At 72.1% G+C, this 13,185-nt stretch carries 15 protein-coding genes; 8 read left to right on the top strand and 7 right to left on the bottom strand.

Annotation, left to right across the window (positions count from 1 at the left end):
• The first annotated feature begins 38 nt into the window (after positions 1-38).
• Positions 39-488 carry a DoxX family protein gene (locus STRCI_RS10845; protein WP_269658673.1) on the top strand — a complete coding sequence of 150 codons (450 nt, stop codon included), beginning with the start codon at positions 39-41 and terminating at the stop codon, positions 486-488.
• A gap of 87 nt (positions 489-575) precedes the next feature.
• On the opposite strand, the gene STRCI_RS10840 is transcribed toward STRCI_RS10845, so the two are convergent.
• The 3 genes from STRCI_RS10840 to STRCI_RS10830 are packed head-to-tail and all read right to left on the bottom strand — an operon-like array spanning position 576 to position 1,915.
• On the bottom strand, positions 576-1,019 hold the full coding sequence (locus tag STRCI_RS10840) for an RNA-binding S4 domain-containing protein (protein ID WP_269658672.1): 444 nt from the start codon (positions 1,017-1,019) through the stop codon (positions 576-578).
• A gap of 9 nt (positions 1,020-1,028) precedes the next feature.
• Positions 1,029-1,508: a GNAT family N-acetyltransferase gene (locus STRCI_RS10835; RefSeq protein WP_269658671.1), complete on the bottom strand. Its 480-nt coding sequence runs from the start codon at positions 1,506-1,508 to the stop codon at positions 1,029-1,031.
• On the bottom strand, positions 1,505-1,915 hold the full coding sequence (locus STRCI_RS10830; protein ID WP_269658670.1) for a RidA family protein: 411 nt from the start codon (positions 1,913-1,915) through the stop codon (positions 1,505-1,507). Before STRCI_RS10830 ends, STRCI_RS10835 begins: the two co-directional genes overlap by 4 nt.
• Positions 1,916-2,048: 133 nt before the next feature.
• Here STRCI_RS10830 and STRCI_RS10825 point away from each other — a divergent pair, with 133 nt between their 5' ends.
• The 3 genes from STRCI_RS10825 (at position 2,049) to STRCI_RS10815 (ending at position 5,293) form a co-directional block, all read left to right on the top strand.
• On the top strand, positions 2,049-2,432 hold the full coding sequence (locus STRCI_RS10825; RefSeq protein ID WP_269658669.1) for a hypothetical protein: 384 nt from the start codon (positions 2,049-2,051) through the stop codon (positions 2,430-2,432).
• Between the two features lie 24 nt (positions 2,433-2,456).
• On the top strand, positions 2,457-3,227 hold the full coding sequence (locus tag STRCI_RS10820) for a nucleotidyltransferase domain-containing protein (protein ID WP_269658668.1): 771 nt from the start codon (positions 2,457-2,459) through the stop codon (positions 3,225-3,227).
• Between the two features lie 146 nt (positions 3,228-3,373).
• Entirely contained in the window at positions 3,374-5,293 is a 1,920-nt protein-coding gene (locus tag STRCI_RS10815; protein ID WP_269658667.1) for an FUSC family protein, read from the top strand.
• Here the strand turns inward: STRCI_RS10815 and STRCI_RS10810 are convergent.
• A complete protein-coding gene (locus tag STRCI_RS10810; protein ID WP_269658666.1) occupies positions 5,286-6,236 on the bottom strand; it encodes an endonuclease/exonuclease/phosphatase family protein in 951 nt (316 codons plus the stop codon). The two genes, STRCI_RS10815 and STRCI_RS10810, sit on opposite strands and share 8 nt — an antisense overlap.
• Positions 6,237-6,374: 138 nt before the next feature.
• Here STRCI_RS10810 and STRCI_RS10805 point away from each other — a divergent pair, with 138 nt between their 5' ends.
• The 4 genes from STRCI_RS10805 (at position 6,375) to STRCI_RS10790 (ending at position 9,954) form a co-directional block, all read left to right on the top strand.
• On the top strand, positions 6,375-7,727 hold the full coding sequence (locus STRCI_RS10805; protein ID WP_269658665.1) for an amidohydrolase: 1,353 nt from the start codon (positions 6,375-6,377) through the stop codon (positions 7,725-7,727).
• A gap of 10 nt (positions 7,728-7,737) precedes the next feature.
• Positions 7,738-8,949, top strand: a complete 1,212-nt coding sequence (locus STRCI_RS10800) for a cytochrome P450 family protein (protein WP_269658664.1) — start codon at positions 7,738-7,740, stop codon at positions 8,947-8,949.
• A 57-nt stretch (positions 8,950-9,006) separates the two neighbouring features.
• Positions 9,007-9,648, top strand: coding sequence for a DUF899 domain-containing protein (locus STRCI_RS10795; RefSeq protein WP_269658663.1), 642 nt, complete (start codon positions 9,007-9,009; stop codon positions 9,646-9,648).
• Positions 9,649-9,771: 123 nt separating this feature from the next.
• Positions 9,772-9,954 (top strand): hypothetical protein, encoded by a 183-nt coding sequence (locus tag STRCI_RS10790; protein ID WP_269658662.1) that lies wholly within the window; start codon positions 9,772-9,774, stop codon positions 9,952-9,954.
• 2 nt (positions 9,955-9,956) lie between these two features.
• Here the strand turns inward: STRCI_RS10790 and STRCI_RS10785 are convergent, their stop codons facing one another.
• The 3 genes from STRCI_RS10785 to STRCI_RS10775 form a co-directional block, all read right to left on the bottom strand.
• The gene (locus tag STRCI_RS10785) at positions 9,957-11,906 is read right to left on the bottom strand and encodes an ABC transporter ATP-binding protein (RefSeq protein ID WP_269658661.1); all 1,950 of its coding nucleotides are present in this window, start codon (positions 11,904-11,906) and stop codon (positions 9,957-9,959) included.
• A 137-nt stretch (positions 11,907-12,043) separates the two neighbouring features.
• Complete coding sequence (locus STRCI_RS10780) at positions 12,044-12,469, bottom strand: hypothetical protein (protein WP_269658660.1); 426 nt, start codon at positions 12,467-12,469, stop codon at positions 12,044-12,046.
• On the bottom strand, positions 12,466-13,065 hold the full coding sequence (locus tag STRCI_RS10775) for an ATP-binding protein (RefSeq protein ID WP_269658659.1): 600 nt from the start codon (positions 13,063-13,065) through the stop codon (positions 12,466-12,468). The genes STRCI_RS10780 and STRCI_RS10775 overlap by 4 nt, the downstream gene beginning before the upstream one ends.
• Positions 13,066-13,185: the final 120 nt, after the last annotated feature.

Below are 13,185 nucleotides of genomic sequence, written 5' to 3'. Positions count from 1 at the left end.
ACACGACACACACCGCCGTACGCACACAGGAGACCCCGATGTCCGAGACCACCGCTCCCGTCCCCGCTTCCGCCCCCGTCATCGCCGAGTCCGCCACCGCCCGTGGGCGCCGCGCCAGGATCGCCCTGCGTGGGCTGCAGATCCTGCTCGCGCTGTTCTTCGCCGTCGCCAGCGCCCTGCCGAAGCTGATCGCGCACTCCACGGCGGTCGAGGCCTTCGACGAGCTGGGCTGGGGCAGCGCGGGCATGTACACCATCGGGGCGCTCGAACTCGCCGGTGCCGTCGCCCTGTTGATCCCGGTGCTCCAGTCGGTGGCGGGGATCGCGCTGAGCGCGCTGATGGTCGGGGCGTTCATCGTCACGCTGACCTCCTTCGACGGGGAGAACGCGGCCACGCCGCTCATCCTGATCATCCCGCTCTCCCTCATCGCCTGGGCGCGGCGCGGCCACAACGCCGAGCTGCTGCGGCTGGTGTCGCGGCGGGCGTGACCCGGGTACGTACGGCGACGGTCGTGTCCGACGGGCCCCGGGCCCGGTGCGGACGCGGCCGCTGCCGTACGTCCGGGTCCGGCGACGTCAGTGCGGGCCGGGGCGGCCGCCCTTCTCCAGAGCCCGCAGGCGTTCCAGATCGCGGCGGTCCCGCTTGGTGGGGCGGCCGGTGCCGCGGTCCCGGATGCCGGCCGGGGCGACGGCCTCGCGGGGCGGGGGCGGCGGGGAGTTGTCGACGTAGCACTGGACCGCGACGGGGGCGCCGACCCGCTTGCGGATCAGGCGCTTGATCACGACGATCCGCTCCCGGTTCTCGTGCCGCAGCCGTACCTCGTCGCCGACGCGCACGGTGTGGGACGGCTTGACCCGCTCGCCGTTCACCCGGACATGGCCGCCCTTGCAGGCGGCGGCGCCCTGCGAACGGGTCTTGATCAGCCGTACCGCCCAGATCCAGCTGTCGACGCGCACGCTCTCACCGGACTGCGGCGCGGCCCGCTCGGCGGCCTTGTCGTCATCTCCGTCGGAAGCCATGTCCCGACCTTAGCTCTTGAGCGGCTGCTCGGACCTGCCCATTTCCCCGGGCTTCCACACGTACCGCATGTCCGGCTCCCGCTCCTCGTTGCCACTGCCGTCGGTGTGCTCGACGGCGACAAAGCCGTGGCGTTCGTAGAAGCGATGGGCGGGCTTGTTGATCTGGAAGGTCCACAGGTTCAGCCCGTGCGGACTGCGCTCCTTGGCGAGCCGCACGAAGCGGTCACCGAGACCGCGCCCGCGCCAGTCGGGGTCGAGGTAGAGCTGCGAGAGCAGCTCGCCGTGCAACACCATGACCCCGACGACCGCACCACCGTTCTCCGCGACCCAGGTCTCCTGCCGGGGCACGACGAACTCCCTGAAGTAGTCGCGCACTTCGTCGTCGGAGTGGGGCCGGACGACGGTCGGCAGCGCGGCGCCGAAGGAGCGCAGCCAGACGTCGGCGGCGGCGAGGGCGTCGTCGGCGGTGGCCCGCCGCAGGGTGCTCACCGGGCCTCCTCCGGTACGACCGCGGTGGCCGTGATCTCCACCAGTTGCCCCGTGTAGCCGAGACAGGCGACGCCGATGAGGGTGGACGAGTGCGGCCCGAGACTGAGCCCCGAAGCCTCGACGACCTCCCACACGGAGGACAGGACGGACGTCTCACTGCTCACGACGTACACATCCGTAGCGACGACATGCTCCAAGTCGCTCCCTACGGCGACCAGTTGCTCCCTCAGATTGGCGACCACCTGCTCGGCCTGCCGCACCGGATCCTCCTCACCCACGATCTTCCCCTCCGCGTCCAGCGGCACGGCCCCCGCGAGAAACGCGAGCTTGGTACCGGCCTCGACGACCGAGACGTGCGAGTACGTCGGCGGAGGAAAGAGCACAGGGCTGGTGACACGCTGAATCACGACAACTCCCGGAACGAACGACGGGCAACCTACTGATCCTCGGCCGCGAACGCCGCCAACGCACCCGATTTTCCCGCCCTCACAGATATCCACTTGTACGCTCGCCCGCACCCCGCGAACCTTGATCCCACTCATGTCACGAACCGCCCACCACACCCCGCCCCGCCACCGCACGGCCCCGCCCTACTGGCCGTACGGCGTGACGGGCCCGTGCACGGCCCACTCGCTGCCCGAACTCCGTTACACCCACCGGGAGCTGGCGCGAGCCGAACGCGAGGGCCGCCGACCCCGCCCCATGCCGGTGCGGCGCAGCTTCGCCGCGTACACCTACCCCAGGACCCTCGGCACGCTATCGGCCGGCCCGTACGAGAGGCGGGCGAGGGCGGCGCTTCAGTCGTTCCGCAGGGCGGCCGTGAAGGACCTCGCAGCGGTGCTGCCGGGCATGCTTCAGGACGCGTCCCAAGCCCTCGATCACGCGCCCACCCGCCACCGCCACCGAGACCTGTGGGAAGCCTGACCCTCACCTCGCCGGGAGATGACCATGACCGACTTTCTCGAGAATGCCGCCGATCGTCTGGCTGCCCTGCCCGCCGTGTGCGCGGTTGCTCTGGGTGGATCTCGGGCTCAGGGGACCGAGCGGCCTGACAGTGACTGGGATCTGGCTGTCTACTACCGCGGTTCGTTCGATCCTGATGATCTTCGGGCGGTTGGCTGGCCGGGGGAGGTTTCCGAGATCGGGGGCTGGGGCGGAGGTGTGTTCAACGGTGGGGCCTGGCTGACGATCGACGGTCATCGGGTGGACGTTCATTACCGGGATCTCGACGTCGTCGAGCATGAGCTGGCGGAGGCGGAGGAGGGGCGGTTCCGGGTGGAGCCGTTGCTCTTCCATCTGGCGGGGATTCCCAGCTACTTGGTCGTTGCGGAGCTGGCCATCAATCGGGTGTTGAGGGGCGAGCTGCCGCGTCCGGCGGCCTATCCGGAGAAGCTCCGGCACTCCGCCTCGGAGCGGTGGTACGGCACAGCCGGGGCGACGCTCGTGTATGCCGAGGCCAACCATGTCCCGGCAGGCCGTCTCACCGAGTTCACCGGCGCGCTGGCCACGGCGGCCACGCAGGCCGGGCACGGGGTGCTGGCGGCGCGGGGGGAGTGGGTGACGAACGAGAAGCGGTTGCTGGAGCGGGCGGGGCTGCGTGGCGTCGATGATCTCATCAGGGGTCTTGGGGCCGGGCGGGTGTCGCTGAGCCGGGCGGCCGCCGACGCGGCGCTGCTGTTCGAGCAGGCGATGGCGGACGCAGAGCCATTGCGTTCATAAAGAACGTGGCATTGGCACGTATCGTCACACGCAGGTAATACGTCCGTTCCGCAATCTCCAAGTTCGCGATCTAGCGTCGGACCCGTACCCGAGCCCGGTCATCGTCGCCCGAAGGCATCCCCCGCCCTCCTGCCGACTGGAGCCCCGTGTACCGCCCCGCGCATGTCCTGCCGCCCTGGATCGCCCACGCGCTTCGCGCTCAACGCGGACCCGTGCCGTGGAGTGGCGTCGTGCGGGGCGGGCTCGGGGCCGGGGTGCTGGTGCTGGCGGCTGTGGCCGCCGGGCGGGCTTCCCTGGGAGTCGTCGCCGCCATCGCCGCCATGCTCGCGGGGGTTGCCGACCGGCCCGGCGGCCGACGGGCCGCCGTGCGGCGGCTGGGGGTGCCCGGCCTGGCCGGGGCGGGCGGGATGGTGCTCGGGAGTTATGGCGGGGACGCCCTCGGCGCTGTCGGGTTGACCGTCCTGCTGACGGTCGTCGGGCTGCTCGCGGGGAGCGTCAGTGCCGTGGGGCCGGTCGCCTCCGGTGCCGGGACGCAGGTGCTCGTCGCCGCCGCGGTCGGGGCCGGGATGCCGTTGCCGGAGGTGGGGTGGCAGCGGGGGCTCGCCTACGCGGCGGGGGCCGGGTGGCTGATCCTGCTGCGGTTGGTCCTGCCCGGGCCGGGGGCCTTCGCCGGGGCCTTTGCCGGGGGCTTCCGGCTCGACGCCCCGTTCCGCGCCCCGTTCCGCGCCCGGTTCCAGGCCCGGTTCGACTCCCGCGTCGACTCCCGGCTCGGCTCCTCGTTCGACTTCCGGTTCGACGGGGAGCGGGACGCCGTCGGCGCGGTCTACGACGCCGTCGCCTCGCTCCTCGAAGCCGTGGGGACCGACCTCGCCACCTCGCGGCGGGCCGCGCTCACCGCCGCGCTCGATCATGCGCAGGACGCCCTCGCCGGACCCCGGCTGCGGCGGTACGCCTCCTCCGCCGAGCGGCGGCTGCACGCGCAGTACGCCGCCGCGCTGCCCCTCGCCGAGGCCGCCACCGCGCTCGCCTGGGCGGGGCAGGCCGTACCGGCCCGGGCCGCGGAAGGGCCCCGGCGGCTCGCCTCCGCCGTACGCGCGAACACGCCCACCGGGCCGCTGCCCGCGCCCTCCCGGGCAGTGCCCGCGCTGCGCGCTCTCGATGACGCCCTGCTGCGGGCCGCCGAGGCCTTTGACCGGGCCGACGGGGCGGATCTGCACACCCGTCCGCGGTCGCTCGCCATGCGGATTCGTGTCGTCCTCGGGTCGGGTGGGCGGGAGTACGGGCTGCGGGTCGCTCTGTGCTTCGGGGCCAGTGCCGCCGTCGCGCAGGCGCTTCACCACACCCACTGGTACTGGCTGCCCGCCACCGCCGTGTTCCTGGTGAAGCCCGATCTCGGGCCGCTGCTGTCACGGGTGCTGTGCCGGGCCGCCGGGACCGTGCTCGGGGCGCTGCTCTTCGCCGGGTTCGCCGCCGTGCTGCCCCGCCCGGAAGGACTGATCGCGCTCGTCGCTGTGTGCGGGGCCCTCATTCCCGTCGCCACCCGGCACTTCGCCGCCCAGACCGGTGTCGTGACGGTGCTCGTCCTCGCCCTGGTGATGATCGGGGGCGAGCCGCAGGCATCCGTCAGCCGGATCGGGGAGACCCTGCTGGCCTGCGTGATCGTCCTGGTCGTGGGGCATCTGCCGATGCCCGGGCAGCGCGGTGGGGGAGTGCTGGCCCGGCTCGGGGCCGCGGAGAGCGCCGCGCACCGCTATCTCGGGCACGTCCTGCACGCGTCCCACGACCGTGCCGGGCGCTGGGTCCTGCGGCGCGAGGCGTACCGCAGTCTCGCCGAGGCGCGGGCCGCCATCGCCCTGGCCGCCGCCGAGCTGCCCACGCTCGCCCGGCACTCGGCGGGCACCGAGGAAGTGGCCGGCACGCTCGAACGGCTCGTCGACGCCACCACCGCCTGCGCCGTCCACCTCGACGACTCCGGCAGCCTGGCACCCCGGTACGCCCAGCAGCTCACCGGGCTCCTGGACGAGCTGGCGGCGCTGCGGGACCGCGGCTACGCGCGCGTCAGCTGAGCCGCACCCACACCGGAGCGTGGTCCGACCCCGGCTCTCCCCGTCGCTTCTCCGGGTCCGGGCCGATGGACGGCAGGTGCGGGGCGGCGGTGCCGGGCAGGCCGGTGCCCGCCGCCGTGACCCGGTGGATCATGCGGTGGCTCAGCAGGATGTGGTCGATCAGCTCGCGTCGGCCCGAGTTGACACGGGAGAAGCGCTGCTCGGCGGGGATCAGGGGAGCGATGTTCCACAGGCGCGCCGCGTCGCCCTTGTCGGGGGGGCCGAAGCCGCCCGTGCCGACCTCGGAGCCGGGCGGGCCCAGCAGGATCTGGGTGGTGGCCGCCTGGACCTCGTCGTTCAGGTCGCCCAGGACCGCCACGTCGCGCTCCCGGCCGTCGCCCGCCAGCAGCTCGTCCGCCAGGGCCCGCAGCGCCGCCGCCTCCGCCGCCCGCCGGTAGAGGGCGTACGCCCCGAAACGGGCCCGCTCACCCTCGTCACGCGGCTGGAAACGGCCCCCCGGATAGGACAGCAGCTTCGACTTCAGATGGCATACGGCCACCCGCACCGGCCCGGAGTCGGTGTCCGCCTCCACCGCCAGGAGCCCCCGGCCCGTCTGCCCGGTCTCCCCGCCCGTGTCGTCCACCTGCACCGGCCGCAGCTTCGGCGGGAGCGCCGTGGTGTCGGCCAGCACCCGCAACGGCACCCTGCTGATGAAGCCGACCCGGATCTCCCGGCCGTCGGGATGCTCGGAGACGGCCGTGTGCCAGTCACCGCCCACCATCCCGAGCAGGTCCCGCAGCGCGGCGACATCGCCGACCTCCTGGACGCCGAGCAGCGTCGGGTCCAGCTCGGTGATCACGGCGGCCAGGGAGGCCAGCTTGGTCTCGTAGGCGGCCTTGTCCTTGGGGCCCGACGGGCGGCCGGGCAGAAACAGGTTCTCCAGGTTCCAGGTACCGAGGAGCATGCGGGGCCCCTTTCCGGAAGGCCGTCGCGGCGGCGTTGGTGAGGCCAGGGTGCTGGAACGGCGCGGGCCGTGACAGAGCCAGGACGACATGCGCGGATCGGCTCACACGGCACCCGTACGCCGCCGTACGTTGGCCGTATGACGCCGACCGTCGCGGATCTCATCATCACCGGATGCACCGTCCTCGTGCACGACGATCAAGAACGGACCGGGTTCCGGGAGGATGCGGCGATCGTCGTACGGGACGGCGTCGTCGAGGGCGTCACGGATGCCGGAGAGGTGGTGGACAGAGCTGCGGTGGAGCGGATCGACGCTCGCGGGCAGGTCGCGATGCCGGGGCTGATCAACTGCCACACCCACGCTCCGATGGTCGCGCTGCGCGGGATCGCCGAGGACCTGCCCATCGAGGAGTGGTTCAACGACGTGGTCTGGCCCGTCGAGTCCAACCTCGTGGAGCGGGACGTCGAGTTGGGGGCGCGGCTCGCCTGCGCCGAGATGATCCGGGCCGGGGTGACCTGCTTCGCCGACCACTACTTCGCGATGGACGCCGTCGCCGCCGTGGTCGCCGAGTGCGGGCTGCGGGCCCAGCTCGGCGAGGCGTTCTTCTCCTCCCAGGGGCCTCAAGGACGCGAGCGGTCACTGGAGTTCGCGCTCCGGCACCGGGGCGCGGCGGACGGCCGTATCACCACCGCCCTCGCCCCGCACGCCCCCTACACCGTCACCGACGCCGACCTCGCCGCCACCGCCGAACTCGCCCGTGAACACGGGCTGCCGGTGCATCTGCACGCTGCCGAGAACCGCGACCAGTCCGAGGCGTCCCTAGCCCGGCACGGCGTCACGCCCATCGGGGTCCTGGAGCGCACCGGGATCCTCGGCACGGACGTCCTCATCGCGCACGGCACCGGGATCCTGGACGACGACCTGCCCCTGCTCCGCGACGCACCGGGCCGTGTCGCCGTCGCCACCGCGCCCCGCGGCTACCTCAGGTTCGCCTGGCCCGACACCACCCCGGTGCGCGCCCTGCACGAACTCGGCATCCCCGTCGGACTCGCCACCGACGGCGCCGCCTCCAACAACTCCCTCGACGTCTGGGAGTCCATGGCGCTCACCGCGCTCATCCAGAAGTCGACCACGGGCGACCCGCGTTGGCTGACGTCCCGTCAAGCCCTGCACCACGCCACTCTCCAGAGCGCGAGCGCCGTCGGCCTCGGCGACCGCCTCGGCTCCCTCGCGCCCGGCCGCCGCGCCGACATCATCCTCGTCGACCTCGGCGGACCGCACACCCAGCCCGTGCACGACCTCGCCGCGACCCTCGTGCACAGCGCCCGCTCCTCCGACGTGCGCACCACGATCGTCGACGGGCGGATCCTGATGCGCGACCGCGAGCTGCTCACTCTCGATGTCGCCGCCGTGGCAGGGGAGTTGGGGCAGCGGCTGCCCGGGCTCCTCGACCAGTGTCACGGCAGGCGGATCCAGGAGTACGACGCATAGGCTGACGTCCATGGATCTCGCCGACGGCCTCATCGACCAGCCCCACGACGTCAACCGGCGCCTCAGGGAGAGCGCGCCGGTACACCGGATCGCGGGGACCGACGGCAACCCCGCCTGGCTCGTCACCCGGTACGAGGACGTCCGCGCGGCGCTCAACGATCCGCGTCTTTCGCTGGACAAGAGGCATGCGGCGCCCGGGAACTACCGGGGCTTCGCGCTGCCGCCCGCCCTCGACGCCAACCTCCTCAACATGGACCCGCCCGACCACACCCGCATCCGCCGGCTGGTCGTGCGCGCGTTCACCGCACGGCGCGTGGAGGGACTGCGGGCGCCGATCAGACAGACCGCCGACCGGCTCCTCGACGCCCTCGGCAGCGAGGGCAGCACCGACCTCGTCGCCGCCTACGCCGCCCCGCTCCCCATCACCGTCATCTGCGATCTGCTCGGCGTCCCGGACGGGCGGCGGCGCGACTTCCGGACCTGGACCGACAGCCTCGTCGTCCCCGACCCGGCACGGCCCGGCGCCGCCAAGGAGGCGGTGGCGGCGATGCTCGCCTTCTTCACCGGGCTCCTCGCCGACAAGCGCCGCCGCCCCGCCGACGACCTCCTCTCCGACCTGATCGCGGTACGCGACGAGGGCGACCGGCTCACCGAGGACGAGCTGATGTCGCTCGCCTTCCTCATCCTCTTCGCGGGCTACGAGAACACCGTGCAGCTCATCGGCAACGCCGTCCTCGGCCTGCTGCGCCACCCCGAGCAGCTCGCCGCCCTTCGCGCGGTCCCCTCCCGGATCCCGGCCGCCGTCGAGGAGTTCACCCGCCACGAAGGGCCCGCCCTGCTCGCCATCCGGCGGTTCCCGACCGAGGACGTCACGATCGGCGCAGTGACCGTCCCCGCCGGAGAGACCGTCCTGCTCTCCCTCGCCGCCGCCAACCGCGACCCCGCCCGCTTCCCCGACCCCGACCGCCTCGACCTCGGCCGCGACGCCTCCGGCCATCTCGCCCTCGGACACGGCATCCATCACTGCCTCGGCGCCCCGCTGGCCCGCGCCGAGACCGAGATCGCCCTGGCCGCGCTCCTGGAACGGTTCCCCCGGCTGGAACTCGCGGAGGCCGACGTACGGTGGCGGCCCTCCCTGCGCGCCCGCGGGCTGGTCGCGCTGGACGTGACGTACGGGACGAACCCTGGAACTCGGGGAGAAAATCTTCTGTCCGAGCGATGAGTTCCGCCCCTCCCGCCGGTCAGCACCCAGAACGGACCGTCGTAGCAGGAGGGGCCCATGTCGCTTCCGGAGATCGTCTCGCGTGCTCAATGGCGCGCGGCGCGCGAGGAGTTACTGCTCAGGGAGGAGGCAGCGACCCGCGCGCGTGATGCGCTGAACGCCGAGCGGCGTCGGCTGCCCATGGTCGAGATCGAAACGGAGTACGTCTTCGAGGGCGGTGACGGCAAGGCCACGCTGCTCGACCTCTTCGAGGGACGGCACCAACTCGTCGTCCACCACTTCATGTTCGCCCCCGAGTGGGAGGCAGGCTGCCGCAACTGTGCGGCCTTCCTCGACCAGGTCGGCCATCTCGCCCATCTACGGGCCCGCGGCACCTCGTTCGTGGCCGTCTCCCGGGCGCCGTACACGAGGATCCTGCCCTTCAAGGCGCGGATGGGCTGGAGCCTGCCCTGGTTCTCGTCCTACGGGACCGACTTCAACCGTGACTTCGAGGTGACCCGGGAGCACGAGGGGGAACTGGTGGAGCGGCCCGGCGTGAGCTGCTTCCTCAGGGACCGCGACCGGGTGTTCCACACCTACTCGGCCTTCGAGCGGGGACTGGACGGCCTGGGCTCGACCACCAGTTTCCTGGAACTGACGGCGCTGGGGGCGGTCCCGGGGAGCGAACGCCCGCGCTATCACGATGAGTACGAGGACTGACGCGGAAAGTAACCGAAAACAGGGCAAGGCTGTCAGCTTTGTCTCAGTACCGTCACTTCGCGAGGCGTTCACCCCGCCGTTGGCGTTTAACTCTTCGAGTACAGCGCTACAGGGAGGTGCAGGGTGAACGGGCGAACAGTGCTCGAACGCTTTCCCGCCGGCGGTCCGCGAGGCTCGTGGCCGGCGGAGGAGTTCGCACAGGCGCGGCGCCGCGAAGGCCTGGCCGCCGAGGTCGTGATGGACCTGGCGACGGACGCCTTCCTGGTGATCGTGCGCGGTGACGCGGTCGTCGACGCGGCGGCCTGAGTTCAGCCCGCCTTCGGGGCGGCGGCAGGTGACCGGCCCGACTTTTGGGTGGGCAGCCGGGTGGTGAACTGTTCCGCCTGGAGCGCGTACAGCTCCGCGTAGAGACCGCCACCGGCCAGCAGTTCGTCGGGGCTGCCGGACTCCACCAGACGGCCCTGGTCGAGCACATGCACCAGATCGGCGTGGCGCACGGACGCCAGCCGGTGGGTGATCAGGACGACCGTCTGCCCGGCCGAGGCGAGGGCGCGGATCTTGTCGAAGACCTCCAGCTCGGCCCGCGCGTCCAGGGCGGCCGTCGGCTCGTCCACGATCAGGATCCGGCCCCGCCGGTAGGCGGCCCGCGCGATCCCCAGCCGCTGCCACTGCCCGCCGGACAGCTCGTGTCCGCCGTTGAACTCCCGGGCCAGCAGGGTGTCCAGGCCGCGCGGCAGATCGGCCACCACCTCCTCGGCCCCGGCCGCGGCGACCGCCTCGGCGAGCCGCTCCTCGGTCAGCGGCGCCGCGGACCGTCCCACGGCGACATTGACCCGCGCGGTGAACGGCCACCGCTTGAAGTCCTGGGCCACCATCGCGATGCGCTCGGCGAGCTGGTGCCGGTCGGCCGAGGCCGCGTCGACCTCGTCCCACAGGATCCGGCCCCGGTCCGGGAGGTACAGGCCCGCGAGCAGTTTGACCAGGGTGGTCTTGCCGGAGCCGTTCTCCCCGACCAGCGCCACGATCCGGCCCAGCGGCAGGCTGAGCGTGACCTCGTCCAGGGCGGGCCGGGTGGCCTCACCCGGATAGCTGAAGCTGACGTTCTCGAAGCGGATCTCCCGCGGCTCCTCGGGCAGCGGCTCACCGCCGACCGGGATCGCCCGTTCGGCCGCCTCGACGTACAGCCGTTGCAGATCGCCCACGAACAGGGCCTCCTCGTGCAACTGGTTGATCTCCAGCACCAGGCTGTCCAGGCTCGCCGAGCCGGTCCGGATGGCGATCACCGCGGTTCCGGCCACGGCCAGCGCCATCGCCCCGGCCAGCAGCAGCCCGCCGAGCGTCGCGTACGTCGCCACCGTGGCGAGGCCGGTCCAGGCGGCCGCGATCAGGCCGGTGCGGGCCGCGAGCCGGGCCAGGCGCGCCTGTTCCGCCTCGGCCGTCTCCGACATGGCCCGGTAGTGCCGGAGCAGGAACGGGCCGACGCCGTGCACCCGGATCTCCGGGGCGGCGGCCGGTTCGGTGAGCAGTCCGCTGATCAGATGGCCGGCGCGGGCGTGCTGCACCCAGGTGTGGAAGGACTCGTAGCGGCGCCGGGCGTTCGTCAGGGCGCTCCAGGCGCTGGGCAGCGTCATCGTGGCGAGCAGCGGGAGCAGCGCCGGATGCAGCACGGTCAGCACGCCGGCCGCCGCGATCAGCGAGATCATCGCGTTCACCACGCGGGCGCTGTAGGCGATCATGCGCCGGGCCGAGGAGGCGCCGTACTGCGCGGTGTCCAGCAGCTTGTGGAAGGCGTGGTCCTCGATCGCGGCCAGCTCCACGGCCGCCGCCCGCTCCAGATACAGCTCGGTGGCCACCCGCTCCACCTTCGGTTCGAGCCGCCCGGTGGCGTAGGTCGAAGCCGCCCCCAGCAGCGCTCCGACCAGCATGACGGCGGCCATGACGATCAGCGCCGGTGCGGCCTCCCGCAGCCGGTCCTCGATCTCCCCGGCGCCGATCAGCCGCCCCAGCACACTGTTCACGGCGAGCAGTCCCACGGCCTGGGCGAGCCCCCGCCCGACCTCGGCCGCCAGCACGGTCCGCGCGGCATTCCGATCGGCCTGCCAGGCGAGCCGAAAACTGGAGGTCAGCAGCCCGGGCAACCGCCGGACCATGGACCGGAAGTTCAACTCCAGAAACGCGTCACGGTGCTGATTCCACCCGGTGTCGTACCGCAGCGGCCCCCCGAAGAGCAGCTGTTCGGACTCGGATACCTCGGCCACATGGCCTCCCCCGATAGCCGGAGGGCCACTATCGCGGTCGAGAGGGCTGGGGACCAGGGCGCAAACAGGGGGAAGCGAAGCGAACCTGCAGGGGCGCGGGGAACTGCGCGACCAGCCCCCACCGCGCCGCAGACGAACTATGCGCTGACTTGCCGAGTCCAGGAAGGCGTCGTACCCGTAAGCCGACAGAGAGCCAAGTAAAAGGGAATCGGCGGCGTATACGGCACCGTCCCGTCCGGCCGATGAATCAACCGCACCGCATCCGGAACCACAGCCCCCGTCACATACCGAGTCGGTGAGGGCCACTCCAGCGCGTAATCGGAGTCAGCCGGAACGATCCACCACCAGTACGCGTCATCGGCGTAGACGCACCCCACCTGAGGCAGCCGAGGCAGAATCAACGGCCCGAGACGAGCGGGCACGGCCACCGCGTCGAATCCCAGCGGCGCGGTCATCCCGTCGGGCACTGCCAACTTCGCGGGCTCAACCCGCGTAGCGAACCCCCGATGCAGCCTGACCAGCGTGTCCAGACTCAGCACCTGCCCGCCGGACATGACGCTCACGCCGGACCCCCGTCCTCGTCGTCACCGTCGGAACCCCCGGCGGGACCTGGCTTCGGCCGGGCCCCCCAGCCCAGGTCATTGCGCGGTCCCGTGTCCTCGCGAGGCGTGTCCGCCTTGCGCGGCAGTTCCGCCCAGACGAGCAGTCCGGGCCCGTGCTCATGGGCACCCCACGCATGGCAGACGGCATCGACCAGGAGCAATCCCCTCCCGTGCTCCTCGTCGCCGCGCTGGGCCGCGGGATGGGGCTCACCCGGTGCGCAGCCCTGATCGCGCACGGCTATGCGCACCAGGTCGTCGCCGTCGTGCAGCTCGCAGACGATATGCCTGCTCGCGGTGTGCACGATGGCGTTGGTGACCAGTTCGGAGACGACCAGGGCCGCCGTGTCGCACGTGTCCTCGCAGACCGACCAGCCGGTCAGCCGGGCTCTCGTCAGGCGTCTGGCCTGCGCGGGGGAACCCGGATGTGCGGCCAGCTCGAAACGGAACCGGCGCTCGACAGGGCCCCGCTGGGGGCCTACGACCGTGGCGGCGCCGAGGCCGAGCGGGCCTGCGGCGGCGTCTGTTCCTAAGGGCGCGGACGGAATCACGCTTGCCACTATCGCCCCGCCGTGAACACTTGGCAAGTGTCACTCTGAAAATTGCAGAGTGCTGTGTGACGGTGTGGAAGGCCGTGGCACACTGCTTCGCAACAGCATGTCGAGCGGCGCCAATTGAGA

Origin of the sequence: Streptomyces cinnabarinus (assembly GCF_027270315.1) — a bacterium.
In the GTDB taxonomy this organism is placed as follows: Bacteria; Actinomycetota; Actinomycetes; order Streptomycetales; family Streptomycetaceae; genus Streptomyces; species Streptomyces cinnabarinus.
Note: the sequence above shows the minus strand (reverse complement) of the source record. Positions and strands in the feature narration are given on the sequence as shown.

Coding starts and splice junctions, on each gene's coding strand:
- STRCI_RS10845 (WP_269658673.1), top strand. CDS start 39: ATGTCCGAGACCACCGCTCCCGTCCCCGCTTCCGCCCCCGTCATCGCC.
- STRCI_RS10840 (WP_269658672.1), bottom strand. CDS start 1,019: ATGGCTTCCGACGGAGATGACGACAAGGCCGCCGAGCGGGCCGCGCCG.
- STRCI_RS10825 (WP_269658669.1), top strand. CDS start 2,049: ATGTCACGAACCGCCCACCACACCCCGCCCCGCCACCGCACGGCCCCG.
- STRCI_RS10820 (WP_269658668.1), top strand. CDS start 2,457: ATGACCGACTTTCTCGAGAATGCCGCCGATCGTCTGGCTGCCCTGCCC.
- STRCI_RS10810 (WP_269658666.1), bottom strand. CDS start 6,236: ATGCTCCTCGGTACCTGGAACCTGGAGAACCTGTTTCTGCCCGGCCGC.
- STRCI_RS10805 (WP_269658665.1), top strand. CDS start 6,375: ATGACGCCGACCGTCGCGGATCTCATCATCACCGGATGCACCGTCCTC.
- STRCI_RS10800 (WP_269658664.1), top strand. CDS start 7,738: ATGGATCTCGCCGACGGCCTCATCGACCAGCCCCACGACGTCAACCGG.
- STRCI_RS10795 (WP_269658663.1), top strand. CDS start 9,007: ATGTCGCTTCCGGAGATCGTCTCGCGTGCTCAATGGCGCGCGGCGCGC.